The following is a 25,225-nucleotide window of genomic DNA, read 5'->3' on the forward strand; positions in this document are numbered from 1 at the left end:
GCCGCTGACCCGGGGGCTGTTGTGACTTTCGAGAGGGGGCCTCAGCTCTTCTTGGAGCCGCTGCCCGCCTTGTCGTCGTCGGCCGGGGCGGTGTCACCGTTGTCCGCCGGACCGATCTTGAACTCGAACTCGCCGTCGTACTTCTCGTGCGCGATGTCGACGGCCGTGCTGACCGCCTCCTCGCCCTGCTCGCCGCGGACGATGAGCCGGTCCTCGCGCAGATCCTTGGTGAGCGCGATGCACAGCAGGATCATCACGACCGTGAACGGCACCGCGGCCAGAATGGTGAGGTTCTTCAACCCCTCCAAGGCCGGGTTCTTGCCGTCCTCGGTTATCTCGCCGCTGCCGATCAGCAGCATGATGCCCGCGACCGCACCGGTCGCGACACCCCACACGATGACCACGACCTTGGACGGCTCCATCGTGCCCCGCTGCGACAACGTCCCCATGACGATCGAAGCGGCGTCGGCACCGGAGACGAAGAAGATCGCCACCAGGATCACCACGATGAGCGCGGTGATCGACGGGATCGGGTACTCGCGCAGCACCGCGAACAGCTGGCCTTCGGCGGTCGCCTCCTTGGTCAGCCCGGCACCGTGCTGCTCGTCGTGGATCGCGGTGCCACCGAAGATCGCGAACCAGATGAGGCTCACGACGCTGGGCACCAGCAGCACCCCGCCGACGAACTGGCGGATGGTGCGGCCCCGGCTGATCCGGGCGATGAACATGCCCACGAAGGGCGTCCACGAGATCCACCACGCCCAGTAGAACACCGACCAGCCGCCGAGCCAGGTGGCGACGTCGCTGCCACCGGTGGCGCCGGTACGACCCATCATCTGCGGCAGTTCCTCGAGGTAAGAGGCCATCGAGGTCGGCAGCACGTTGAGGATGTACTTGGTCGGGCCGAAGACGAACAGGAACGCGACCAATAGACCCGCCAACACCATGTTGATGTTGGACAGCCACTGGATGCCCTTCTCGACACCGGAGACGGCCGAGGCCACGAAGGCCAGGGTCAGCACGCCGATGATCATCAGCAGGACGCCGTTGGTGAGGCCACCGTTGGTCCAGCCCAGTTCGCTCAGGCCACTGGAGATCTGCAGGGCGCCCAGGCCCAGCGAGGCGGCCGAGCCGAACAGGGTCGCGAAGATCGCCAGGATGTCGATGACCTTGCCGACCCCACCGTTGGCGTGCCGTTCACCGATCAACGGGGTGAAGGTGGCACTGATGGTCTGGCGACGGCCACGGCGGTAGCAGCTGTAGGCGATGGCCAGACCGACGACGGCGTAGATGGCCCACGGGTGCAGGGTCCAGTGGAACAACGTGGTCGCCATCGCGGTCTCCATGCGCTCCGGCGCCGCGGCGTCGACCGCGTGCGTACCGGGAGGCGGCGCGGTGAAGTGGCTCAGCGGTTCGTTGACGCCGTAGAACATCAAGCCGATGCCCATACCGGCGCTGAACATCATCGCGATCCACGAGACCGTCTTGAACTCCGGCTCCTCGCCCTCTTTGCCGAGGGTGATCTTGCCGTAACGGCTGAACGCCAGCCACAGTGCGAAGACCACGAATCCGGACGACGCGAGCACGAATGCCCAGCCACCCTTGTCCATGATCTCGCCAAGCATATTGGACGAGGCCGTCTGCAAACCCGTTGTATTGATGAATCCCCATGCGATGAACGCGGCGGTCAGTACAGCGGTTACGCCGAACACCACCCAGTCGGTCCTGGGGCGCGACGACGCGACTTTCATTCCCTCCTTCCCTAGATCGCTTGTGGACTTCTGACTTTCCTTAGGCATTGCCCGGGCCCTTCTCTGAGGCGGTTCGGAGGCGACATCGGTGCACTTCAGGCGCCTCCTGGACTTGCGTTGGTCGACAATTAGACAGTCGACAAGTGGTTCAGGCTATCAACTACAAGCCCTCCCATGTGGGCTACCATTAAACAAACCGGACATTTAAGCCAAATAGGATAGTTGCTAAACGACAACCAGACCCGCCATTCAGGACGGGTCGGGAGGCGATGAATTACCGGCGAAGAAAAATAGGCCCGCCCCGGCGGCACGGGGGAACGGCCGGGGCGGGGGGACTCGGGTTCAACACGGAAAAGAACCGGAGTCAGGGCTGCGGCTCCACGGGAGGAGAGCCTTCAGCCACCACCATGGTGTGTGAGAAGTCTATCCGACCTCTTTCGCGCACAGGAAGCTTGGGTGGGAAGATTTCTTTGGAACCATACGATCGGATGAGTTGAATCCTGGCGGCGCAGGCAAAGCGGTGCCGACAGTGGCGGCACACCGTCCACAATATTCAAACAAACCGTTCCAATTATGGAGTGACGGTCGCAAATCTAATTATCGGAAGAGCCGGGGTTTGACTGTTCGGATTCGGCCGCTCGCCTCGCGTCATTGCGTTTGATCGCCTGCCGCCGGGCAATGCGATTGGCCTGATACCGATCGTGGACCTCTTTATGGACGCGCTTTTGGTGCTTGGCGTACCAGCTCGTCAACACGATGCCCACGACCCCGGCGATCATGAAGATCCAGCCGGTCGTCTGCAGATCGATCCATTCGGGCGAGTCCCTGACCGCGAAGGTCAGGATGGCCCCAAGGACGAGGAAGAAGATGCTGCCACCGAGTCCCACTGCGTTCTCCTTCGCTTGCCGCTCACCGGACAGCTGCGGCCCGGCTACCCGCAAGCCTACCGTCGCGCGTCCGCAAGGCATCATGGCCGATGATGACCAGACCGACTCCGGGCCCCGAAGCGCCCTCTCGTACCGATCCCGTGGTGGCCTCGCTGTCCCGGCTCATCGGCGGACCCCTTGGGCGGCAAGCGATCGACCCGCCCCGGCGCCGGTTCTGGATTCCGCCACGGGTCATCCTGCTGTCGGGCATCCTCATGTTCGCGCTGGCCTGGCTGCAGAAACTGCCGTGCGCCGACGGCAACTGGCAGGACTTCGAGCAGTACACCCGGCTGTGTTACACCGACATCCGGGCACTGTGGGGGGCCGAGCGGCTCAACGAGGGCGCGGTGCCCTATTTCGACCATCCGGTCGAGTACCCGGTGCTGACCGGGATCCTCATGGGGGCGGCCGGACTGCTCGCCCACGCCGGGCTCGGCGACGGCGGCGGCACGCTCTACTACCACCTCAACGCCATCGTGCTGCTCGTCTTCGGCATGGGCACGATCGCCGCCGTGTACGGGCTGCGCCGCGAACGCCGCCCCTGGGACGCCATGCTCGTGGTCGGCGCCCCGGCGCTGCTGTTCACCGGCCTGGTCAACTGGGACCTGCTGGCGGTCGGGCTGACCGTGTTCTTCCTGCTGGCCTGGGCGCGTCGCCGGCCGGTGCTCGCCGGTGTCCTGTTGGGACTGGCGGTGGCCGCGAAGTTCTACCCGCTGCTGTTGGCCGGTCCGATGCTGGTGCTGGCCTTCCGCAACCGGCGCCTCGGCCCGGCACTGTCCTGTGTGGGCATCGCGGCCGGGACCTGGCTGGCGGTGAACCTGCCGTTCATCCTGTTCGCCCGCGAGGGCTGGCTGCGGTTCTTCCAGCTCAACTCCGAGCGCGGCATCGACTGGGGGACACTGTGGTACGTCCTGCGCGACTTCGCCGGACCCGAGTCGGCCATCGGGACCACCCTCAACAACGTCGACTTCCTCAACTACGCCTACCTGGTGCTGTTCGCGCTGTCCTGTGTGGCCATCGCCGTGCTGACCCTGAAGGCCCCCGAGCCGCCCCGGTTCGCGCAGCTGTCGTTCCTGGTGATCGCGGCGTTCCTGATCACCGGCAAGGTCTGGTCGCAGCAGTACCTGCTGTGGCTGCTGCCGCTGGCGGTGCTGGCCCGGCCCCGGTGGCGCACCTTCCTGCTGTGGCAGGCCGCCGAGCTGTTCTACTTCGTGGCCTTCTACGGCGAACTGCTGGCGGCCTCCAATTCGGACGACAGCCCGGTACCGGCCTGGGCCCTGATCGCGCCCGAGTGGGTGTTCGTGGCCGCGTCGATCACCCGGCTGGGCACCGTCATCGCGCTGTGCGCGCTGGTGGTGCGCGAGACGCTGAACCCGCGCCTGGACGTGGTGCGCGCGTCCTACGGCGGCCTCGATCCCGACTCGGGTCTGCTCGCGCCGCCCATCAACCCGAAGACGCCGCTCGGGCTCACAGCGTGAAGATCAGCACCGCCCCCCGGTCCTCCACCGTGATGGTGGAGTCGCGGCTGGGTATGTCCTGCAGGTAGTCCCACTGGCTGCCCTCCAGCAGCGACCGCACCGCCACCACGGTCTTGATGCCGTCGGCGCGCAGGTCGGCGACGCTCTTCTCGGACGGGAAGGTCAGCGCGTGCTGCCGGATCTCGTCCTGATTGGTGGGTGTGAAACCGGCGGTGCCGTTGACGATGCGCGGGAAGCCGTCGACGCTCCAGTACTGGATCATCGAGTCGTGCCAGCCGTCGGACGGCAGGATCAGCACCGGTTCGGCCAGTTGGGACATCGCGACCGGCGGCTCGGGGACCTTTTTGACCTCGGCGGCGCTGTAGCCCTCGGCGAGGACCAGCAGCAACGGCAGCAGCAGCGCCACCCGCAGCGGGGCCGGGACCGCGGCGCGGAACCGGGTGTCGACACGGTCCATGGTGGCGTAACTGTCGAGCTGGTCGGCCAGCCGGGTCAGGGTGCCCGCGGCCAGTATCGACAGGAACAGGCTGGTGAAGAACACCAGCCGTCCCGGGGTGCGCAGGCCGTCGAAGCCGGGCAGGTACTCGTAGGCCAGGCCGTAGGCCCAGGCGCCCTTGTCGAGGAAGTTGGTGCCCAGCGCCAGCGCCACCGACACGGTGGTGCCCAGCGCCAGGAACGCCCGCTGCCGCGGCGTCCAGGTCGACCAGATCAGGCCGACGATGGCCAGTGCCAGCACGGTGAAGCCGACCAACAGCGTGGTCTCGGGCGGCCAGGGCATGCCCTCGCGGGCACCGGCGTGGGCCTCGCCCCACACGGCCGACTCCTCGGGGCTGATCAGGAAGCTCGACCACACCGGCGAGAAGAATCCGACCTCCTCAAGGGAGCGTTCGGCCTCGGGGTGTTCCTTGAGCACCTGGAAGAACGGGATGGCCAGCGCGAGGCTGATCCCGGCGAAGGCCAGCATGCCGACCAGGTCGGCCACCAGCACCCGCCACGGGATGCGCGGCCCGATGCGCTTGTTGAGCGAGGCGATGACGTTCTTGCCCGCGAAGATCAGCATCGACACGACGACGATGCCGCCCAGCAGGTAGCCGAAGCCGACCCCGACGCCGAAACCGATGCTCACCTGCCAGGCCGCCACCAGCCAGCCGCCGATGACCCAGCCCCACTTGGTGCGCTCGGCGCGGTAGCCGTGCCGCAGTGAGTAGCCGTGGCCCCGGGCCAGCATCGCCAGCGACAGCGCGATGCCGCCGATGGACAGGATGTGCAGGTGCCCGGCCTGGGCCAGCTTCCACGGGGCGTAGGCGACGGCGGCGGCGCCGATGGCCGAACCGGCGACCCGGGCGCCCAGCTGCCGCAGCAGCACGTAGCAGCCGAAGAACGCCAGCGCGAAGGTGAACAGGTACAGGACGTTGTAGCGCAGCAGCGCGGCCTCGTGGCCGGTACCGATCAGCGACGCGGGCAGGTAGCCCAGCAGCGTGTCGGTGAACGCGAACGACAGCCGGTTCGGATAGAAGTTGCTGGCGTTCCACAGCTGACCGGGATCGTCGAACAGCACCGAACCGGGCCACGCCAGCGTGTAGGTCTGCAACAGCGGGTCGCCGAGGTCGTGCGGGATCGAGTGCAGCGGGTCGCGCAGCACCTTCCAGTTCATCGCGAGCGTGAGCACCACGCTGACCATCGCGGCGATGGCGTTCTCGCCGCGCAGTGCCGTGCCGGTGCGACGCAGTGCCCGCCGCGGCCACGCGGCGGGTTCCGGCTCGGCGGTCGGTTCGGTGGCGGCGAACCGGCGCCAGCGCCCGACCTCGGGGTCGGCGGGCTCCGCCTCGGTGCCGTCCACGGCCGTCGTCTCCAGCGTGTCGGCCTCGGGATCGACGGCGGCGGCGTCGGACGCGGCTGGGCTCTCGGCCGGGGCATCGTCCGTCGGCTCGGCCGCGTCGTCGACGGACGGCGTCTCGGCCGTCACGGCGTTCGACGGCTCGCCGACGGCGGGTTCGGCGGCGAGGACGTCCGCGTCGGGTTCGGCGGTCCTGGCCGCCGGGGTCTTCGCCGGTTCGGCCGCTGGGGTGTCGGGGGTCGGGGCGGGGGTGTCCGCTGCTGGCGGCTCGGCGCCGTCGCCGGGGGTCACGGTGTTGGCCGCGGACCGGCTGGCGTCTTCAGAGCTCATGTCTTCAGGTGCTCCCGGATCAGTGCGATATCTGCCGACTGCGCCTCGGCGTCGCCGGGTGTTTCCACGACCGCCGGACACCTCGCAGCCGAGATGATATCGACAATTCGCTGAGGGTCGATGTGCCCGGCGCCGAGGTTGGCGTGACGGTCGCGGCCGGAGTCGAAGGTGTCGCGGGAATCGTTGGCGTGGATCAGGTCGATGTGTCCCGTGATGGCCTTGGCACGGTCGACCACATCGGACAGGTCCAGGCCGCCCGCGTGGGCGTGACAGGTGTCGAGGCAGAAGCCGGGATCGAAGTCGCCCACCGCCTCCCACAGCCGCTCGATGTTCTCCAGGCGGCGGGCGCAGGCCTTGTCGCCGCCCGCGGTGTTCTCGATGAGGATCGGCAGCCCGAAGCCACCCTGGTCGGCCCCGAACTCGAAGGCCTTGCGCCAGTTGGCGAAGCCGACGGCCATGTCCTCGTCCTTGGTCACGTGCCCGCCGTGGACGATCAGCCCCTTGGCGCCGATCTCGGCGGCCACCCGCGCCTGTTGCAGCAGCAGCTTGCGGCTCGGGATCCGGATCCGGTTGTTCGGCGAGGCGACGTTGATGACGTAGGGCGCGTGCACGAAGATGTCGACGTCGCTGGCCCGCAGCGCCTCGGCGTCGGGCCGGGACTCCGGTTTCTTCCAGCCCTGCGGATCGCCGATGAAGAACTGCACCACCTCGGCGCCGCGCTTGGCGGCCTCGTCCAGTGGGCTGCTGGCGTCAACGTGGGATCCGATACGCATACCGGCGAGAGTACTTGTCCGACCGACACCGCCACACCGCCATCGGCGACCCGGCTCACAACGACCTGGCGAGCGCGCGTTACCCTCCATGGGTTGTCTCGTTATCCATAACGCAATATCGAGTACTACCATCCGCGGCAGCGGTGGCACGGGGAAAAAGACATCGGTCGATGTCTCGTGGTCTTGCGCCGCTTCATCGACCCATATAACGTGGGCGTACCGACGCGCAAGCCGGTGTGCTCGGCCCCGTCCCGAACGGGGCACACATCCCGTAGGTAGGAGAAGCATTGATGCGCGCTACTGGAGATCGCGACAGGCGACCCAGTCCATACCCGCGCCCGGGTAACGTACGCCGGGCACCCGTAGTCCGTAACAAGACCGCCCGACGGCGCTACCTCGGCGCCGCGACGGCCGTGGTCGTGGCGGGCGCCGTGACGATGGGCTTCCTCGGCACCAGCACGGCCACCGCCGAGGGCTCCGAGCGGGAGATCGTGTTCTCGGGCAGCTGCGGCGCCCTGGGAGCCGGTCTAGGCAACAACTCCACCCCCGACAAGGAGTCGCTGACGGTCACGTCCGGCGACAAGGTCACCTTCACCAACAACCTCGGCACTGACGCGACCCTGCGCATCGGCGCGGGCGAGAGCAAGGTGGAGGAGGGTGACTCCAAGACCATCACGCTGACCAACAGCACCGAGGCGCTGATGTCACCCAAGTGCCTGATCATGCCGGAGGACCACTCCGACAAGACCACCATCAAGGTCAAGCCGAAGATGGACTCGCACGACGGCAGCAACGGTGACAACGGCGGCGGCAGCGGCAACGGCGGTGGCTCCGGCAACGGCGGCGACTCCGCCGGTGGCGGCAACGGCGACAGCGACTCCGCCGCCGAGGGCGCCGACAAGCCCGGCGACTCGCCGGACACCGGCAAGAAGCCCAAGGCCGAGGGCAAGGCGGGCGACCCGAACAAGGGTGACGACGCCGAGCAGTCCGAGGACCAGGCCGCCCCGGGCGGTTCCGACAGCGGCAGCGACGACGCCACGAAGGTCGACGCCGCCAACAAGGTCAGCACCGAGAACTCCGCCTCCGCACTGCTGGCGGCCCTCGCCGCGCTGTGCCTGGCCGGGGTCGGGTTCGCGGCCCTGCGCACCTTCATCACCAGCCGGGCCGCCTCGCGCGCCTAGGCTGCGGTTAGTAGCTTTCGAGAAAGAGCGTCCAGTCAAACTGGGCGCTCTTTTTCTGATGCTCTACGCTTAATGAACGTTAAGTCAAGTCAGTGCTTTCTAAAAGCAGGGATGGTGCCGGTGGACACTCGGAAACTGAGGTCGGAAATCGCCTCCGGCGGCGCGAGCAAGTATCACGAAGCCAACGCCGCCAAGGGAAAGCTGTTCGCGCGGGAGCGCATCGCCCGGCTGGTCGACCCCGACTCCTTCGTCGAGGACGGCTACTTCGCCAACGCGATGGCCGAGGGCCTGCCCGCCGACGGCGTCGTCACCGGGACCGCCCGGATCAACGGACGTCCGGTGTGCCTACTGGCCAACGACTCCACGGTCAAGGCCGGTTCCTGGGGGGCGCGGACCGTCGAGAAGATGGTTCGCATCACCGACCGGGCCTACGAGCGCGGCGTCCCGATGGTCTACCTGGTGGACTCCGCCGGTGCCCGCATCACCGACCAGGTGGAGCTGTTCCCGGGCCGCCGGGGCGCGGGACGCATCTTCTACAACCAGGTGCGCGCCTCCGGCTCGATCCCGCAGGTGTGCGCCCTGTTCGGCCCCAGCGCCGCCGGCGGCGCCTACGTCCCGGCGTTCTGCGACGTCGTCGCGATGGTCGACAAGAACTCGTCGATGTACCTGGGCTCGGACCGGATGGTCGAGATGGTCACCGGCGAGAAGACCACGCTGGAGGACATGGGCGGCGCGAAGGTGCACTGCACCGAGTCCGGCGTCGGGCACTTCCTGTGCAAGGACGAGGACGAGGCCCTCGACGTCGTCAAGGACTACCTGTCGTACCTGCCGGACAACTGGACCGCCCAACCACCCGCCGTCGAGCCCGCGCCCGCGCCCGGCACCGACCTGCGCGCCATGGTGCCCGCCAGCGAGCGGCAAGCCTTCGACATGCGCAAGTACGCCAAGGGAATCCTGGACGAGGGCTCGTTCTTCGAGATCCAGGCGCGCTGGGCCAAGGAACTGGTCACCGGTTTCGGGCGGCTCAACGGCGAGACCGTCGGCGTGGTCGCCAACAACTCGATGTTCAAGGGCGGGGTGCTGTTCGTCGACTCCGCCGACAAGGCCTCCCGGTTCGTGCAGCTGTGCGACGCCTTCAACGTGCCGCTGCTGTTCCTGGCCGACGTGCCCGGATTCATGGTGGGCAGCGCGGTCGAGAAGCAGGGCATCATCCGGCACGGCGCCAAGATGGTCTCGGCCGTCTCCGAGGCCACCGTCCCCAAGATCTGCGTCGTGGTCCGCAAGGCCTACGGCGCCGGGCTGTACGCCATGGCCGGACCCGGTTTCGGGCCGGACGCGACGCTGGCGCTGCCGACCGCCAAGATCGCCGTGATGGGCGCCGAGGCGGCCGTCAACGCCGTCTACGCCCGCAAGATCGCCGCCATCGAGGACGAGGACGAGCGGGCCGAGTTCGTCGACACCAAGCGCACCGAGTACGAGGCGGACATCGACATCGTCCGGCTGGCCAGTGAGCTCGTCATCGACGACATCGTCGAGCCCGAGTCGCTGCGCGACGACCTCATCGCCCGGTACGCCGCGCTGCGCGGCAAGGACAGAAGCTTCTCCCGTCGCCGACACGGCGTCACCCCCGTATAAGGCCCTACTCGTAAAGGACGACGGTCATGGATTTTCGACTGAGCACAGAGGAGACCGCCCTTCGGGAGGCGGTGGAGGAGTTCGCGCGCGAGAAGGTCGCACCGGTGGCGGGCGACCTGTACGAGCGCGGTGAGTTCCCGTACAAGCTGGTCGCGCAGCTGGGCGAGATGGGCATCTTCGGGGCCTGCTTCGACGACAAGTACGGCGGCGCGGGCGGCGACTACTTCATGTTGTGCCTGGCGCTGGAGGAACTGGGCCGGGTCGACTCCTCGCTGGCGATCACCGTCGAGGCGGCGGTGTCGCTGGGCGCGATGCCGATCTACCGCTTCGGCACCGACGAGCAGAAGCAACGCTGGCTGCCGAAGCTGTGCCGGGGTGAGGCGCTGGCGGCCTTCGGTCTGACCGAGCCCGACGGCGGCTCCGACGCGGGCGCCACCAAGACCCGGGCGGTCCTGGACGGCGACGAGTGGGTCATCAACGGCGGCAAGTGCTTCATCACCAACGCGGGCACCGACATCACCGAGTTCGTCACGGTCACGGCCGTCACCGGCACCAAGCCCGACGGCCACAAGGAGATCTCGACGATCATCGTGCCGCGCGACACCCCGGGCTTCACCGTGGGACCCAAGTACTCCAAGGTCGGCTGGAGTTCCTCCGACACCCGGGAACTGTTCTTCGACGACTGCCGGGTACCGGCGGCGAACCTGCTGGGCGAACGCGGCCGCGGCTACGCGCAGTTCCTGCGGATCCTGGACGAGGGCCGCATCGCTATCGCGGCGCTGGCCACCGGTCTGGCGCAGGGCTGTGTCGACGAGTCGATCCGCTACGCCAAGGAGCGGCACGCCTTCGGGCACCCGATCGGTGACTTCCAGGCGATCCAGTTCGCGATCGCCGACATGGAGCTGCGGGCCCACACGGCCCGGCTGGGCTACTACGACGCGGCGGCCCGGATGCGCGCCGACGCGCCGTTCAAGCGCCAGGCCTCGATCGCCAAGCTGCACGCCTCCAACGCCGCGGTCGACAACTCGCGGGCCGCGACCCAGATCTTCGGCGGCTACGGGTTCATGAACGAGACCCCGGTGGCCCGGATGTGGCGCGACTCCAAGATCCTCGAGATCGGCGAGGGCACCTCGGAGATCCAGCGGATGCTGATCGCCCGCGACCTGGGAGTGCCGTCGTAACGAGTCGTCAGGCCGGTTCCGGCCGCTCTAGGCCCACTTTTGTTTGAGGGCCGCCTCGACGTCCTCGGGGGCGACGGGTTGCGGATAGGGACCGGCCTTCGACATGCCGTGCTCGGACAGCGGTCCGGTGAACTTGTCACTGACCAATGCGGACTTGAACGCCTCGGTGGCCTTGCGCAGCTCGTCGTCCTGTTTCGACAGTGTCACGTACGGATAGTCGAAGGGGCGCAACGGCGGCGAGGGTTCGACGAAGGTCCATTTGTCGCCCGGGTTCTCCTTGTTGTGGATCATCCACTGTGCGTTGGAGACCACTTCCAGTCCGTCGGCGTCGAAGCTCGGCTTGGCCTTGGAGTCCTTGACGCTGCCGATCGCCAACGCGAGGCTGGCCGCGTCGACGCGAGGATCGCGCGCGGTCACGGTGGCGTCGCCCCAGCTGCCGGTCGGCGGGTTGTCGCCCTCCTTGGACTCGGGGACCGCCAGACCCACCCGGCTCTCGGCGACCGAGGACACCTCGTCGGCGGCCAGCACGCCCTTCAGGTCGCCGCCCAGCCGCGCCAGCCAGGTCATCGACTCCGGCACCCACACGTCGGGCAGTTCCACCCGGTTGACGGGGCTGCCGCCGAGATCCAGGTCGACGCCGTGCTTCTTGGCGAAGCCGGCCGCGACCGAGGCCGAGTCCATCGGTTTGACCTCGACGGAGACGCACACGCCCTTGGACGGCGCCGCGGTGGCGGTCCAGGATTTCGCGTAGTCGGCGAGGACCGGGGCGATCTCGGGGGCGGCGGCCACATCGACCTTGACCTCCTCGCCGCAGTCCTTGACATCGCCGATGGCCGAGCCCAGGGCCACCCCCGCGACCGGGGCGAGAACGGCGACCATGGCCAGTCCCAGCAGCGTGCGCCTGGCCCGGGGGGTCAGGCGAGCGGGTCTGCGATGTCGAGGAGCCACGCACCGAGTGTAGACGAATCGAAGGATATCGACGTATCTCCGATGGGCGGCGCGGGTGCGGTCACCGCGCCGCCGACGTTCGTGTCGGGAGCCCTTAGTGGCTGTGGCGGCGACGGCCGCGGCGCTTCGGCGGAGTCAGCAGTTCCGCCACGGCGTTGAGGGTCTCCGGCAGCACCCGGAAGTAAGCCCACACGCCCCGCTTGTCGCGTTCGACGAGTCCGGCCTCGGTGAGGATCCGGAGGTGGTGGCTGATGGTCGGCTGCGACAGACCGAGCGGTTCGGTCAGTTCGCAGACGCAGGCTTCCCCGCCGTCCTGCGACTGGATCAGGCTGATCAGTCGCAGCCGGTTGGGGTCGGCCAGTGCCTTGAGCACACCGGCGATACGTTCGGCGTCCTTGCGCGGGATCGGGTCTCCCGCCACGGGAGACGCTGGAGTTGTGGCGTCGGCGATTACGCGTACCACTGTCATTTCCTCTCACCAAAAAACGATCGATTAGTATTTATATCACTACGGACTGTATGGACGTTCAGTGAGGGGCGGAATCATTCGAGGTCATTGAGGGAATGGTGGCCTCGAAATATTTACAGTTGTAGCTCGTCAAGGGTGTATGCCGCTCGGTAATCCAGCCCTGCCTCCCGAACCGCGTCGCCTGCGCCACGGTCGACGACGACCGCGACTCCGACCGGTTCGGCTCCGGCGGCACGTAGCACATTGACGGCCGTCAACACACTACTACCTGTGGTCGAGGTGTCCTCGACCGCCAGCACCCGGCGTCCTGGCACGTCGGGCCCTTCGATGCGCCTCGACAGTCCGTGTGTCTTCTCGGATTTCCTCACCACGAAGGCGTCCATTGGCCGCTTGGAGTGATGCAGCATGGCCATCGCCACGGGGTCGGCCCCCAGGGTCAGGCCACCGACGGCTTCGAAATCCCAATCGGAAGTCAGCTCGCACATAACCCGGCCCACCAGCGGCGCCGCCTCGTGGTGCATGACCACCCGGCGCAGGTCGACATAGGCGTCGGCTTCCTGGCCGCTGGACAGTGTGATGCGTCCACGTACGACAGCCAGGGTATTGATGTATGCGAGCAGCTCTTCCCGATCCGACACGGCTTGAGCCTACGTCACCCCTTCAGGTGCTATCACCCCGGAGTGTCAGGGTGTGGTCACGCCCATGTGGCCCAGACCACAAAATATTGACATAATCAAATATTAGTGCTGATCAGCGCGAATATCCTCTCCGCATCACCTTCGAGCCCTGTGTGGCCAGCGTCGGCCACCAGTTCAGCGGTATGTGTCGGATTCCCGACACTATGAGTTTATATGTGAACGATGGGACACTGACCGTCTTGCCCCGCAACAGGTCTCGCATCGCGGTCTCGGCGACGAAATCGGCGTCCATCAACATCCAGCCGGGGGTGCCGCTCATATCGATACCGGCACGTTCGTGGAACTCCGTGCGCACGAAACCCGGACACAGCGCCATCACCCGGACCCCGTCCTCGCGAGCGACGGGTGCCAGCGACTGGCTGAAGTTCGTGACCCAGGCCTTGCCCGCGCCATAGGTCGAGTTGGGCGACGTCGGCGCGAATCCGGCCACAGAGGACACGTTGACGATGGCCCCGCGCCCGCGTCCGGCCATCGCCGGCAGCGCGGCGTGGGTCAGCCGCAGCACCGACCGGACGTTGAGGTTCAGGATCCGTTCCTCATCGGACAGATCGTTGTAGGTGAATCCCTTGCGGAGCGCCATGCCCGCGTTGTTGACGAGCAGGTCCACTTCGGCGGCGTGAGTGGCCACAGTGGCACAGTCGGCGTCGTCGGTCAGATCGGCGGCGACGGGACGGACGTCGACGCCGTGGGCCTCGGCCAGTTCGGCCGCGGTGGCCGTCAACCGCTTCTCGTCCCGGGACACCACGATCAGGTCGTTGCCCCGGGCGGCGAGCAGACGCGCGAAGGCGGCACCGATCCCCGCCGTCGCTCCGGTTATCAGTGCGGTTGCCATGCGCCCATCATCGCATCGGCCACCGCGACGGTGTCACGGTGGCCGATGCGCAGCGTCACGGCTTGGGCGTTCCGGGGTCGTCGTCGGGACGCGGCTGCTGCGGCGGCTGCGCCTCGGGAGCCGCGGGCGGCGGAGGCGGCTGGGTTCCGGGCGCGGGCGGCGGAGGCGGCGCGTCCATATAGGCTTCCGGCGGCAACATGACGTCCACATTGTTCTTGGGCTTGCGGAAGAAGTCGTTGGACGCCGGTATCGCCAGCAGGATGATGATCGCCAGGTACAGGATCACGTCCAGGACGGTGACGGCGAGGTTGCTGATGTTGTACCAGGCCGGCACATCGCCGAGGGCTCGCTCCATCGCCTTGGTCAGTTCGTCGTTGGCGGTGCTGGAGTTGCCGCCCAGCGAGTTGGCGGCACCGCTGATGGAACCGCAGACGCCGCACAGCAGCCCGAGCCCGGCCAGCACCCAGGTGGTGATGCGGGCACCGTTCTTGCCCTTCAGGTTGAAGATCCCCATGATGGCGACGGCCAGGGCGAACAGCAGCGACGCGAAGATGAGCGCGTAGCTCACCGCCGAGGCGAATCCGATGACGGTGTCAACGTCGGCGGAGTTGACGCTGCCGGTGTCGGTGATGGCCTTCTCCACGCGGCCCATCATGTCCGCGGTCTGGATGACGCCGATGACGGTGGCGATGACGCCGAGCGCCCCGACCGCGAACTGCGCGTACACCGCGACGCTGACTGAAGTGGGCCGATCCCGCTGACCGGGGACTTCGAAATGTGTCGACATGGGCGTACCGTACTCCACCACGCCCACGAAGGGGGATCAGATCACTCCGGCCCGTTTGGCGAGACTGACCTCCCGGAACCACTGGTTCGAGACCGGCGCGGCCAAGAGCCCCACCGTGATGCCCTCGATGACGAGCATCAGCACCAGGCCCAGCATGACGATGATCCCGCCGGTCGTGTCGGTGCTGGTGGTGCTCGTCTCGGACAGGATCCCGAACGACCCCAGCAGCCCGCACAGGCCACACAGAGCGAAGAGTCCATACACGACCCAGGTGGTGATCCGGGCCCAGTTGTAACCCCGGAGCACGCCCAGTGCCAGTACGATCACGCCGATGCCGACGACCAGGTACAGCACCCCGACGACTATGGACACCGTGCGCCCGACCGACGCGGCGTCCTCGGAGATCGACGAGTTCGCGTCCTCGATGGAGAAGTAGATCCCCAGGGCGCCCATCAGCAGCGAGATGACGGTCATCGCCACCATGAGCATCGCCGCGGTGGTGACCATGCCGGGACGGTCACCCGGCTCGGGCACCGGGGTGCCCATGCCGTAACCGGGCGGCTGCTGCGGCGGGTACGCGGGCTGCCCGTAACCGCCCGCCGGGGACGATGGCACCCCGGTGACCGGCTGCTGTGGACTGTAGCCCGGCTGCTGGCCGTAGCCGGGCTGCTGCTGACCATAAGGGTCTTGACCACCGGGTTGAGGTGGGTAGGTCATGAGGTACTGCCGTCCTACGTAGTTCGCTTTGGTGAGAGTGCACCAGGGTACTGCTCCGGCGCGCCGTTGTTAAATGACTCCGGCCGCCCGCGCCTGGGTGTTGGCCTTGAACCAGTCGCCCGCCTCCCGGTTGGCCATCATGATGAGGCTGACCACCGAGATGGCCATCGACAGGATGCTGATGATGAGCACCGAGGGCATGTACCAGCCGGGGATGATGTCGTCCACGTTCGCGCTGGAACTGGAACTGGTGCTGCTGGACACGGATTCCAGGGCCGCGAAGAAGATACCGGCGCAGACCATGACGATGAGGTTCCAGGCGAGGCTGACCCCGTTGAGAATGAACGAGGTGATTCGCGCCCAACTGAAGCCGCGCAAGGCGAACAGCGCCACGATGATGAACGCGAGCAACCACAGGAAATTGAAGAAGTTCAGGAACAATTGGAAACCACCGGTGTCCATGGAGTCGCTGCAACTGGACGAATAGTCATAGGTGGTGTCGCTGTAGAGATCCTTACAATAATCCTCCATATTAGAGGACATTTGGTTGTAGAAGACGACGCCCATCAACGCCGAGAACATCCACAAAACCGCGAGGCCGACCATGGACATCGCGCCGACGGTGACCTTCTGCGGGCGTTCACCGGGCTCGGGCACCGGGGCGGACATGCCGTATCCGGGCGGCGGCTGCGGCGGGTAGGCGGGCTGTCCGTAACCGCCCGCCGGGGACGAGGGCACGCTCGTCATGGGCTCCTGGTAGGGCGGGCCGCTGGACTGTGGGCCGTAGTTCGGTTGCTGCTGACCATAGGGGTCGTAACCACCGGGCTGTGGTGGATAGGTCATCGATGCGCCTTTCACTGTCCCGTGAGTGAATCCTCTCACCCGCCACCCTACTTGGCCAAAGTGACCACTCGGATCGAACAACTGGCTGTTGTTGGGCCTCAACCATTCCGTAGTTAGGACGGCAACATGCTGTCGTTGACTGAATGGAGAATTGCGGAACTGTCACGGTCTTGGCACAGTTCATTAAATCCTGCACCGACGTTGGTTTGGGGCGATCTTCATGTAGTAGGTTGACGCCCGGCACCTCTATAAATGTGATACACCTGCCAGCAACCATACGGCACTCGTACGAAATTCCAGCGTCAGCGCCTAAGAAAGGCTGAATCACCAATGTCCTATCAGCAACCGGGATATCCGCAGCAGCCCGGCTACGGCCAGCAGCCCGGCGGGGCCCCGCCCTCGAACTACATGGTCGGCTCGATCATCGCGATCTTCTGCTGCTGGCCCTTCGCGATCCCGGCCATCATCAACGCGTCCAAGGTGAACTCGGCGTGGGCCGCCGGCGACGCCAACGGTGCGCAGCAGGCCTCCGAGCAGGCCAAGAAGTGGATGACCATCGCGTTCATCGCGGGCGCCGCCTGGGTGGTCCTGTGGCTCATCCTGTACTTCGTGCTCGGCGCCGCCCTGTTCGGTCTCAGCGAGTCGTACGACCCGAACGACTACAGCGGCTACTAGGCTCAATGCCGACACTGACGTTCCCCACCCGCCTGCGCCAACGGTTTCCACTGTTGGAGCCGGCGGGTGTTCTCGTGTTCACGGTCGGCCTCGTCACCTACATCGGTGTCAAGGACCCCAACGAGGCCGGTCACTACCCGACCTGCCCGTTCCTCATGTTCACCGGCTTCTACTGCCCCGGTTGCGGCAGCCTGCGCGCCATCCACGCGCTGGTGCACTTCGACATCGGCACCGCGCTGTCGCTGAACATCCTCACCGTGTGCGTCATGATCCCGATGGCGGTCTTCCACTATGTCCGGTGGGCGACGGAGCGGTACCTCGGCCGGAGCATCCGAAAACGCATGGTCCCGGCCTCCTTCATCTGGGCGCTGCTGGTCGGGCTGCTCGCGTTCTGGTTCCTGCGCAACCTGGAACCGCTGGCGTTCCTGGCGCCCTACGGGGTCGCGCCCGGCGATCTCAAGTGGAGATAGGCCGCTACTTCGCGCGGGCGATGGCGCGGTCGACGAGACCGGCCATCAGTTCTCCCAGGTCGTGACCGGCGGCCTCGCAGGCCATCGGCAGCAGCGAGGTCTCGGTCATGCCGGGCACCACCTTGGCCTCCAGCACCAGCGGCGGACCGGCTTGCGGGACCATCATGTCGATACGGGACAGGTCCCGCAGGCCCAGCGTCCGGAACGCGGCGGTGGCGACGGCCGCGACGTCCTCCGAGACGCGCGGCGCCAGCCGGGCCGGGACGTGCCAGGTGGAGGCACCCGGGTTGTAGCGGGCGGCGAAGTCGTAGGCGTCGCCGGAGGGCTCGATCTCCACGGCCGGAAAGACCCTGGGTCCGTCGCCGGTGTCGACGACACCCACGGCGATGTCCTTGCCGGGCGCGAACGCCTCCACCAGCGCCACGTCGCCGTAGGCGAAGCAGCCGATCATGGCGGCGGGCAGTTCCTCGGCGGTGCGCACCACCGCCACCCCCAGGCCGGAACCGCCCCGGGCCGGTTTGACGGCCAGCGGAACGCCGAGCTTGTCGACGATGCGGTCCAGCAGTTTCGCCGCGCCCAGGTCGGAGAAGGTCTCGCGCGGCAGCGCGATCCATTCCGGGGTGGGCAGTCCGGCGTCACGCAGCAGCGCCTTGGCGGTGGGTTTGTCCCAGGCGCGGCGGGCCGCGTCGGCGTCCGGGCCGACGTAGGGGATGCCGATGAGGTCAAGGACGCTGCGCAGCGAACCGTCCTCGCCGTTGCCGCCGTGCAGCGCGAACACCACCGCGTCGGGCGGATCGGCGATCAGGTCGGGCAGCAGGTTGGTGTCCACGTCGCGCAGTTCGGCGTGGACGTTCGCGCGGGACAGGGCGTCGGCGACCCGGCGGCCGGAACGCAGCGACACCTCCCGCTCGTACGACAGCCCGCCCGCCAGAACGAGAACCCGTGCGTCTTGCCTCATGTCGTGAAGGTATCGCGCAGTCGGGCCGCGGAATTGATGACCCCGGAGAGCCTGCGAATGCCCTCCCGGATCTCGTCGCCGGGCGGGAACGAGAAGTTGAGCCGCATCTGCCCGGCGCCGGAGCCGTCGGCGTAGAAGCCGGTGCCCGGGACGTAGGCGACCCGGGCCGCCAGCGCCTGCGGCAGCATCGCCTTGGAGTCCAGGCCCTCGGGCAGGTTCGCCCACACGAACAGTCCGCCGCCGGGGTGGGTCCAGGTCATGGCGGCCGGGAAGTGGTCGGACATGGCCGCCAGCATGGTGTCCCGGCGTTCACAGTAGAGGGTCGAGAAGGTCTTGACCTGCTGCTGCCACGGCATCGTGGTCAGGTAGCGGGTCGCGGCGGCCTGCGTGAACGTGGACGGGCACAGCACCGCCGCCTCGGAGGCCATCACGAGCTTGTCGCGCACCGCCGGCGGGGCCAGCACCCAGCCGACCCGCAGCCCGGCGGCGAAGATCTTGGAGAAGGTGCCGACGTAGAAGACGTTCTCGCTTCGCCTGGCGCGCAACGGGGTGGCGGTGTTGCCGTCGAAGCTGAGCATCCCGTAGGGATCGTCCTCGACGATGAGCAGGCCGTGCCGGTCGCAGATCTCCAGCACCTCCTGCCGCCGCGATTCCGACAGCGTCACGCCGGTGGGGTTCTGGTACGTCGGGACGGTGTACAGGAACTTCGGCCGCGTCGGCGCCTCGGCGATCGCGGTCTCCAGCGCTGCGGGGATCAGGCCCTCGTCGTCCATGGCCACGTGCCGCACCCGGGCCTGCGCGGCCTGGAACACGCCCAGCGCCCCCACGTAGGTGGGGCCCTCGGCCAGCACCACGTCGCCGGGGTCGAGGAACACCCGGCACAGCAGGTCGAGTCCCTGCTGGGCGCCGACGGTGACCACGACGTCGTCGGGGGAGGCCCCGGCGGTGACGTCGATGCCGGTCAGCGCCATGACCTCGCAGATCTGTTCCCGCAGCGCGACATCGCCCTGTCCGGGGCAGTACAGCAGCGACTTCGCGCCGTCCTCGGCCAGCAGCCGGGCGAACATCTCGCCGAGCTCGTCCATGTCGAGGGCGGCGGTGAAGGGGTTGCCGCCCGCCAGCGACACCACCTCGGGACGACTGGCGACGGAGAACAGTGCCCGGATCTCGGACTGGGCCATGCCGTGTACGCGTGCCGCGTAGCGGTCGGAGTAGTCGTCCTGCGTCGTCTTCGTGGACATGGAACCTCCTCGCGGCACAAAGTTCGTGCCAGCCTACTCCGCCACCCGTTCGGGTAAAAACTTGATTTCTGTCACGTGTACGTCACACATGGCTAGGATGTACCGGGTGTCGCGACGAATGGGGAGTTTGACGCTCGACACGCTCGATGACCTGCCTCGGCAGTGCAGGGGGTGTGTGTTCTGGGAGGTCGCGCCGGAATGTACCGGCGCTCAGGTCAGGGGTGCCTGCGACGACCCCGCCCTCGACAAGGAGGCGTGGGTGTCGGCGACGCTGCTCGAATGGGGCAGCTGCGGCCGGATCGCCTATGTCGACGGGATGCCCGCCGGTTTCATCACCTACGCCGACCCGCGCTACGTGCCCAGGGCGGCGGAGTTTCCGTCCGGCCCGGCCTCGGCCGACGCCGCGCTGCTGATGACCGCGCACGTGACCCCGGCCTACGCCGAGATCGGACTGGGGAGGCTGCTGGTGCAGGCCGCGGCCCACGACCTCGCCAAACGGGGGATCACCGCGCTGGAGGCGTTCGGGGACACCCGGGGTGAGACCGGGGCCTGTGTCGCCCCGGCCGAGTTCTTCCGGGCGGTGGGTTTCAAGACCGTCCGCGCCCACCCGCACTATCCCCGGCTGCGACTGGACCTGCGGCGGCTGCCCGGCTGGGGGACCGGCGCCGGGGCCATCGAACACGAGGTGGAACGCTGGCTGGCCTCGGTGACGCCCGCCTGAGTCGCCCAAGCCGCCCGGCTTGTTAGGGTCGGCCATGATCACCTGCGTCGTCGAATACGTGATCGATCCGGCGAAGACCGACGCCTTCGAGCGCTTCGGGCACCGCTGGATCGAGCTGGTCAACCGCCACGGCGGCACCCACCACGGTTACTTCCTCCCGTCGGAGGGGGCCAGCGACAAGGCCCTCGCGCTGTTCAGCTTTCCCAGCCTCGCCGCCTACGAGGAGTACCGGAAACTGTTCGGCGTCGACCCCGACTTCGTCGCGGCCGACCGCATCAGGGACGAGAGCGGCTGCGTGCTGCGGTACGAACGGACCTTCATGCGGCCACTGCTACCCGAACCGGCGACCCCATGACGCGAAGCATCGCGGCACCCGAGGGCCTCGGGTGCCGCGATGCGTGAAGCGTCGGTTCAGACGGACTCGATGAGCTTGCGGATCTCGCTCTTGGGCTTGGCGCCGACGATGGCGCCGACCTGCTCGCCACCCTTGAACAGCATGATCGTGGGCACGCTCATGATCTGGTACTGGCGCATGGTGTTCGGGTTGGCGTCGGTGTCCACCTTGACGACCCGGACCTTGTCCGACATCTCGGTCGCGAGTTCCTCAAGCACCGGCGATACCTTGCGGCACGGCCCGCACCACTCCGCCCAGAAGTCGACGAGTACCGGTTTGTCGGCGTCGAGCACGTCGGCTTTGAAGCTGGCGTCGGTGACCGCCTTCATACTTCCCATTGTCATTTAGTCCTTTTGATTGGTTACTCGGTTTCCAGGGCGGCGACATAGCGCTCGGCGTCGAGCGCCGCGGCGCAGCCGGTGCCGGAGGCCGTGATGGCCTGCCGGTAGGTGTTGTCGACCAGGTCGCCCGCGGCGAAGACGCCCGCCAGGTTGGTCCTGGTGCTGGGTGAGTCGACCTTGACGTAACCCTCGTCGTCGGTGTCCACCTGGTCGGCGAACAACGCGCTGCGCGGGTCGTGCCCGATCGCGACGAACATGCCGGTGGCGTCCAGGGTGCGGGTCTTGCCGGTGGTCACGTCGCGCACCTCCAGGCCGGTGACCTTCTGGTCGCCGACGACCTTGTCCACGACGGTGTTCCACTCGACCTTGATCTTGGGGTTGGACAGCGCCCGGTCCGCCATGATCTTCGAGGCCCGGAACGAGTCCCGGCGGTGGACGATCGTCACCGACTCGGCGAACTTGGTCAGGAAGGTGGCCTCCTCCATCGCGGAGTCGCCACCGCCGACCACGGCGATGTGCTGGCCCTTGAAGAAGAAGCCGTCGCAGGTGGCGCAGGACGACACCCCGTGGCCGAGCAGCTCCTGCTCGCCGGGGATGCCGATCGGGCGCCAGGCCGAACCGGTCGCCAGGATCACCGCGTGCGCCTTGTAGGCGGTGTCCCCCACCCACACGGTCTTGACCTTGCCGGTCAGTTCCACCTTGGTGACGTCGTCGGTGAGAAGTTCGGCGCCGAAGCGTTCGGCCTGCTTGCGCATCGTGTCCATGAGGTCAGGCCCCATGATGCCGTCCGCGAAGCCGGGGAAGTTCTCGACGTCGGTGGTGGTCATCAACGCGCCACCCGATTCGGCCCCCTCGATGACCAGGGGTTTGAGGTCCGCTCGCGCTGTGTACAGCGCTGCGGTGTACCCGGCCGGGCCGGAACCGATGATGATCACGTTGCGGATGTCGCTCACCTAGATGCTCCTTATGGTGGCGTAGTTGTCCCATGCGTCAACGACATGGTACGTACGAAGCATTCCGGGGTGAGGTGCCCGCCACCGTCTTGTGGCCCAGCGGGCTAGAACTTCGCCGATCCGAGCACTTGGGGATCGCCGGAACGGCAGTCGGGGCCCACCGCGGCTACCGTCCCGCCGGACGATTCGTCCGCCACGACGGCGACCATCGCGGGTTCGCCCTCATACTGTCCGAAGTCGACCGACTCGACGCTGCCGCCGTAGGTACCGGTCAGCTCGGACAGACAGGCATCCCGGACGGACTTGTCGGTGGAGAGGGGTTCCAGCGCCGGGTCCAGTGCCGCCTTGTCGCCGGTGGCCGACAGGCCGCGGGCCCGAGCCAGGTCGGACTCGGAGTAGTCGGTGCCGGAGTAGGACATCCGGTACGCCGAGCCCTCCGAGTCGGTGCCGGAGTCCTTCTCGGACTGGTCGTTCTCGCCGGGGTTGTCGCGTTCCTTGTCGAACGGCTGCACCGAGGACTCGGAGTTGCCCTCGGCGTTGGTGGCGGCGTCGGAGTTCATCGGGGTGAACTGGGCGATCAGGATCCCGCCCGCCACGAAGGCGGCCACGGCCAGGCTGGCCGAGGCCAGCGCGTAGCGGCGGCGCCACCACGGCTGTTTCGGCTTCGGAGCGGGCGCGAGCGCGGTGTCGGGAGCGGTCAGTTCCGGCAGCTCGGCCAGGGTCCGCTCCAACCGTTCCGCCACCTGGGAGGGCATGTCCGGATAGGACTGTGACAGTGCCCGCAGACCGGCGGTGACCGCCGCGTCCGCCTCGTCGCCGTGTGGCGCCGGGTTCGTCGTCACTGCTTCTCCTCCTTCCCCGAGGTGGTGGTGGCCGGATCACCGGCGTCGGGTCCCGCTATTGGTCCGACGTCGCCGGCCGGGGCCCGGTTCCCTATCTCGCTCAACAAAGTCGCCAACTGTGAGCGCGCTCTCGACGCCCGGCTCTTCACGGTTCCGGCCGGGATCTCGAGGATCGCGGCCACGTCGGCCACCGGGTAGCCGAGCATGTCGATGTAGACCACGACGGCCCGCTGGTCGAAGGGCAGTTCCGCCAGTGCCTGCCGCACCGCCAGCACCCCGGCCGCGTCGGCGGGGTCGGCGCCGGGCATCGCCGGTTCCGGCAGCTGGTCCGACATCGGCACCGCCGGACGGGCCTGCTTGCGCCGCACCCGGTCCAGGCAGGCGTTGACGACGATGCGGTGCAGCCAGGTCGTGACCGCCGAGTCGCCCCGGAACCGGGCCGCGGCCCGGTAGGCGTTGACCATGGCGTCCTGCAACGCGTCGGCGGCCTCCTCGGGGTCCGACAGCGTCCGCAGCGCCACCGCCCACAGCCGATCCCGGTGCCGCCGGAACAGTTCGCCGAACGCGTCCCGGTCGCCTCCGGTGGCGTGACGGCGCAACAGTTCCTTGTCGTCGCAGCCGGAAAGGTCAGCCATGGGTTATCGCCCTACTGGGCGTGGACTTCGATCTCATTGATCTGCAACTGGAACTTGCTGTTGACCGGTCCCGGTTTGGTGCACCAGATCAGCAGGTACTGGGTCTTGGGCGCCTCGGCGGCGGCGGGGAACTTCAGCGAGCTCGCCGTTTCGTTGGTCTGCTTGCCGGAGATGACGTCGAGGTCGTCGACCTTGATCTCCTTGCCGGTCTCCAGGCTGCCCTTGCCCGCGTAGATCGCGATCTCGTTGCCCGCCTGCGGCAGATCCAGGACCACCTGCTGCACCCGGCGCTCCTCGCCCAGGTCGAGCATGATGCCCATGCCCTCCATGAAGTTGCCCCAGTTCTGCTGGTTGTACTCGTTGGTCTTCCACGGCTTGGCGCTGTCGCCGTCGACCAGCAGACCCGTCTCGTTGGGGGCGGAGGTGTCGCCGCCGGAGGGATCGAGAACCTTGAGGTCGCCCTCCTTCAGCTTGACCTCCTCGGGGGCGCCGATGTCCTCGTCCTTGCCCTCCTCGGAGCTGTCGCCCGCGTTGGCCTGGTCACCGGGGGTGTCGCCGGACGGGATCACGATCAGCGCGATGATCAGGCCCAACAGCGCCAGTCCGGCCAGGGCCGCGCCGCCGAACAGCAGCCGCTTCTTCACCACGTGCGGCGGCAGCACGCGTTCGCGTTCCACGGCCGCGATCTCGCCGGTCTGGACGATCGCCAGCGTCCCGGTGTCGGGGCCGAAGCTGAGGTGGTCGAGTTCGTCGGCCAGCTCGGCGGCGGTCGGCGGGGCCTGGCTGGGCTCCAGCAGCGAGCACACCAGCCGGTTGACGCGGTCGGGGACGTCGTCGCGCAGCTCCTTGGGCTCCATCGGCATCCCCTCGGAGTCCGTGGGGGCGTCGGGGAGCGAGGCGGGGCCGGGAACGGTGCGCGGCCAGCCGCCGGTGATGGCGCAGTACAGCGTCGCGCCCAGCGCCCGGACGTCACCGACCTGGGTGGCCCCGGCGTCGGCGCGCGGGTCGGCCAGTACCACTCGGTCGTCGTCCGACAGCAGGATCGTCCCCGGGTGCACGTTGCCGTGGGCCACGCCGGTGGCGTGCACGGCCGCGACGGCGCTGGCGACACACTGGATGATGCCCGCGGCGTCCTCGACCGGGATGGCGCTGGCGGCGATGACGTCGCGCAGTGCCTGGCCCTCAACCCATTCGCGGACGATATAGGCGCAGTCGCCCTGGTCGACGGCGTCGTAGACGCCGACGATGTTGGGGTGGTTGACCCGGCTGGCGGCCACGGCCGCGTTGAGCATCTCCTCGGCCTCGGCGCCGCCGGGGGTGCGCAGCACCACCGTGACGGACCGGTTCAGCAGTACGTCCATGCCGCGCCACACCTGGCGCCCGCTGGAGTCGTCGTTGACATGCGCGGTGAGGCTGTACCGCTCGGCGAGCAGGTCCCCCACCATCGGAGTCGCTACTCCAGCCACATGGACCTCCAGATATCCCATCGTCAGGCATTCATCGTGTCGCCTCGCAGTCACCGGCCGCCTCGAGACGCGAAGTGCTCCGCAACCCTGGAACGGGTGCGGTCACGCGGTTCAGACTAGTCGGATCGGCCGCCGTGCGGCCA

26 protein-coding genes are annotated in these 25,225 nt (G+C 67.6%); 8 read left to right on the plus strand and 18 right to left on the minus strand.

Features of this window, described 5'->3' with window-relative positions; genetic code table 11:
• Window positions 1-41 precede the first annotated feature (41 nt).
• Complete coding sequence (locus SNAS_RS31710; protein WP_013021596.1) at window positions 42-1,799, minus strand: BCCT family transporter; 1,758 nt, start codon at window positions 1,797-1,799, stop codon at window positions 42-44.
• Between the two features lie 545 nt (window positions 1,800-2,344).
• Window positions 2,345-2,638, minus strand: a complete 294-nt coding sequence (locus SNAS_RS31715; protein WP_013021597.1) for a DUF6458 family protein — start codon at window positions 2,636-2,638, stop codon at window positions 2,345-2,347.
• 92 nt (window positions 2,639-2,730) lie between these two features.
• On the opposite strand from SNAS_RS31715, the gene SNAS_RS31720 reads away from it, so the two are divergent.
• Complete coding sequence (locus SNAS_RS31720) at window positions 2,731-4,155, plus strand: glycosyltransferase family 87 protein (RefSeq protein ID WP_211207288.1); 1,425 nt, start codon at window positions 2,731-2,733, stop codon at window positions 4,153-4,155.
• On the opposite strand, the gene SNAS_RS31725 is transcribed toward SNAS_RS31720, so the two are convergent.
• Both SNAS_RS31725 and SNAS_RS31730 read right to left on the minus strand, forming a co-directional pair.
• Window positions 4,145-6,322: a brain acid soluble protein 1 gene (locus SNAS_RS31725; RefSeq protein WP_013021599.1), complete on the minus strand. Its 2,178-nt coding sequence runs from the start codon at window positions 6,320-6,322 to the stop codon at window positions 4,145-4,147. The genes SNAS_RS31720 and SNAS_RS31725 overlap by 11 nt on opposite strands.
• On the minus strand, window positions 6,319-7,095 hold the full coding sequence (locus SNAS_RS31730) for a deoxyribonuclease IV (RefSeq protein WP_013021600.1): 777 nt from the start codon (window positions 7,093-7,095) through the stop codon (window positions 6,319-6,321). Before SNAS_RS31730 ends, SNAS_RS31725 begins: the two co-directional genes overlap by 4 nt.
• A gap of 290 nt (window positions 7,096-7,385) precedes the next feature.
• Between SNAS_RS31730 and SNAS_RS31735 the strand changes: the two genes are divergently transcribed.
• The 3 genes from SNAS_RS31735 to SNAS_RS31745 all read left to right on the plus strand — a co-directional run bounded on the left by SNAS_RS31735 (window position 7,386) and on the right by SNAS_RS31745 (window position 11,092).
• Window positions 7,386-8,276, plus strand: a complete 891-nt coding sequence (locus SNAS_RS31735) for a hypothetical protein (protein ID WP_013021601.1) — start codon at window positions 7,386-7,388, stop codon at window positions 8,274-8,276.
• Between the two features lie 111 nt (window positions 8,277-8,387).
• Window positions 8,388-9,911 (plus strand): acyl-CoA carboxylase subunit beta, encoded by a 1,524-nt coding sequence (locus SNAS_RS31740; protein ID WP_041625314.1) that lies wholly within the window; start codon window positions 8,388-8,390, stop codon window positions 9,909-9,911.
• Between the two features lie 26 nt (window positions 9,912-9,937).
• Window positions 9,938-11,092 (plus strand): acyl-CoA dehydrogenase family protein, encoded by a 1,155-nt coding sequence (locus tag SNAS_RS31745; protein ID WP_013021603.1) that lies wholly within the window; start codon window positions 9,938-9,940, stop codon window positions 11,090-11,092.
• 27 nt (window positions 11,093-11,119) lie between these two features.
• On the opposite strand, the gene SNAS_RS31750 is transcribed toward SNAS_RS31745, so the two are convergent.
• The 7 genes from SNAS_RS31750 to SNAS_RS31780 all read right to left on the minus strand — a co-directional run bounded on the left by SNAS_RS31750 (window position 11,120) and on the right by SNAS_RS31780 (window position 16,386).
• Window positions 11,120-12,040 carry a substrate-binding domain-containing protein gene (locus tag SNAS_RS31750; RefSeq protein ID WP_144300703.1) on the minus strand — a complete coding sequence of 307 codons (921 nt, stop codon included), beginning with the start codon at window positions 12,038-12,040 and terminating at the stop codon, window positions 11,120-11,122.
• Window positions 12,041-12,134: 94 nt separating this feature from the next.
• Window positions 12,135-12,509, minus strand: a complete 375-nt coding sequence (locus SNAS_RS31755; RefSeq protein WP_013021605.1) for an ArsR/SmtB family transcription factor — start codon at window positions 12,507-12,509, stop codon at window positions 12,135-12,137.
• A 113-nt stretch (window positions 12,510-12,622) separates the two neighbouring features.
• Window positions 12,623-13,147 (minus strand): orotate phosphoribosyltransferase, encoded by a 525-nt coding sequence (pyrE, locus tag SNAS_RS31760; RefSeq protein ID WP_013021606.1) that lies wholly within the window; start codon window positions 13,145-13,147, stop codon window positions 12,623-12,625.
• 112 nt (window positions 13,148-13,259) lie between these two features.
• Window positions 13,260-14,039 (minus strand): SDR family NAD(P)-dependent oxidoreductase, encoded by a 780-nt coding sequence (locus SNAS_RS31765; protein ID WP_013021607.1) that lies wholly within the window; start codon window positions 14,037-14,039, stop codon window positions 13,260-13,262.
• A 55-nt stretch (window positions 14,040-14,094) separates the two neighbouring features.
• Window positions 14,095-14,826, minus strand: coding sequence for a hypothetical protein (locus SNAS_RS33560; RefSeq protein ID WP_013021608.1), 732 nt, complete (start codon window positions 14,824-14,826; stop codon window positions 14,095-14,097).
• Between the two features lie 36 nt (window positions 14,827-14,862).
• Window positions 14,863-15,543: a hypothetical protein gene (locus SNAS_RS31775; protein WP_013021609.1), complete on the minus strand. Its 681-nt coding sequence runs from the start codon at window positions 15,541-15,543 to the stop codon at window positions 14,863-14,865.
• 69 nt (window positions 15,544-15,612) lie between these two features.
• Entirely contained in the window at window positions 15,613-16,386 is a 774-nt protein-coding gene (locus SNAS_RS31780) for a hypothetical protein (protein ID WP_013021610.1), read from the minus strand.
• Between the two features lie 330 nt (window positions 16,387-16,716).
• Here SNAS_RS31780 and SNAS_RS31785 point away from each other — a divergent pair, with 330 nt between their 5' ends.
• Complete coding sequence (locus tag SNAS_RS31785) at window positions 16,717-17,061, plus strand: CD225/dispanin family protein (protein WP_013021611.1); 345 nt, start codon at window positions 16,717-16,719, stop codon at window positions 17,059-17,061.
• Between the two features lie 5 nt (window positions 17,062-17,066).
• Window positions 17,067-17,531 (plus strand): DUF2752 domain-containing protein, encoded by a 465-nt coding sequence (locus SNAS_RS31790; protein ID WP_013021612.1) that lies wholly within the window; start codon window positions 17,067-17,069, stop codon window positions 17,529-17,531.
• 4 nt (window positions 17,532-17,535) lie between these two features.
• Here SNAS_RS31790 and SNAS_RS31795 read toward each other — a convergent pair whose 3' ends face one another.
• The gene (locus SNAS_RS31795) at window positions 17,536-18,489 is read right to left on the minus strand and encodes a D-alanine--D-alanine ligase family protein (RefSeq protein ID WP_013021613.1); all 954 of its coding nucleotides are present in this window, start codon (window positions 18,487-18,489) and stop codon (window positions 17,536-17,538) included.
• The gene (locus SNAS_RS31800; RefSeq protein WP_013021614.1) at window positions 18,486-19,730 is read right to left on the minus strand and encodes an aminotransferase-like domain-containing protein; all 1,245 of its coding nucleotides are present in this window, start codon (window positions 19,728-19,730) and stop codon (window positions 18,486-18,488) included. Before SNAS_RS31800 ends, SNAS_RS31795 begins: the two co-directional genes overlap by 4 nt.
• Window positions 19,731-19,836: 106 nt before the next feature.
• On the opposite strand from SNAS_RS31800, the gene SNAS_RS31805 reads away from it, so the two are divergent.
• Window positions 19,837-20,451, plus strand: coding sequence for a GNAT family N-acetyltransferase (locus tag SNAS_RS31805; protein ID WP_013021615.1), 615 nt, complete (start codon window positions 19,837-19,839; stop codon window positions 20,449-20,451).
• A gap of 34 nt (window positions 20,452-20,485) precedes the next feature.
• Window positions 20,486-20,806 carry an NIPSNAP family protein gene (locus tag SNAS_RS31810; RefSeq protein WP_013021616.1) on the plus strand — a complete coding sequence of 107 codons (321 nt, stop codon included), beginning with the start codon at window positions 20,486-20,488 and terminating at the stop codon, window positions 20,804-20,806.
• Window positions 20,807-20,862: 56 nt separating this feature from the next.
• Here the strand turns inward: SNAS_RS31810 and trxA are convergent, their stop codons facing one another.
• The 5 genes from trxA to SNAS_RS31835 form a co-directional block, all read right to left on the minus strand.
• On the minus strand, window positions 20,863-21,183 hold the full coding sequence (gene trxA, locus SNAS_RS31815) for a thioredoxin (protein WP_013021617.1): 321 nt from the start codon (window positions 21,181-21,183) through the stop codon (window positions 20,863-20,865).
• A gap of 23 nt (window positions 21,184-21,206) precedes the next feature.
• Window positions 21,207-22,139 (minus strand): thioredoxin-disulfide reductase, encoded by a 933-nt coding sequence (trxB, locus tag SNAS_RS31820; RefSeq protein WP_013021618.1) that lies wholly within the window; start codon window positions 22,137-22,139, stop codon window positions 21,207-21,209.
• A gap of 104 nt (window positions 22,140-22,243) precedes the next feature.
• The gene (locus tag SNAS_RS31825) at window positions 22,244-22,981 is read right to left on the minus strand and encodes a hypothetical protein (protein WP_013021619.1); all 738 of its coding nucleotides are present in this window, start codon (window positions 22,979-22,981) and stop codon (window positions 22,244-22,246) included.
• Window positions 22,978-23,616, minus strand: a complete 639-nt coding sequence (gene sigM / locus SNAS_RS31830; RefSeq protein ID WP_013021620.1) for an RNA polymerase sigma factor SigM — start codon at window positions 23,614-23,616, stop codon at window positions 22,978-22,980. The genes SNAS_RS31825 and sigM overlap by 4 nt, the downstream gene beginning before the upstream one ends.
• 11 nt (window positions 23,617-23,627) lie before the next feature.
• Complete coding sequence (locus tag SNAS_RS31835) at window positions 23,628-25,082, minus strand: protein kinase family protein (protein WP_169313936.1); 1,455 nt, start codon at window positions 25,080-25,082, stop codon at window positions 23,628-23,630.
• Window positions 25,083-25,225 lie beyond the last annotated feature (143 nt).

The organism is Stackebrandtia nassauensis DSM 44728 (assembly GCF_000024545.1).
In the GTDB taxonomy this organism is placed as follows: Bacteria; Actinomycetota; Actinomycetes; order Mycobacteriales; family Micromonosporaceae; genus Stackebrandtia; species Stackebrandtia nassauensis.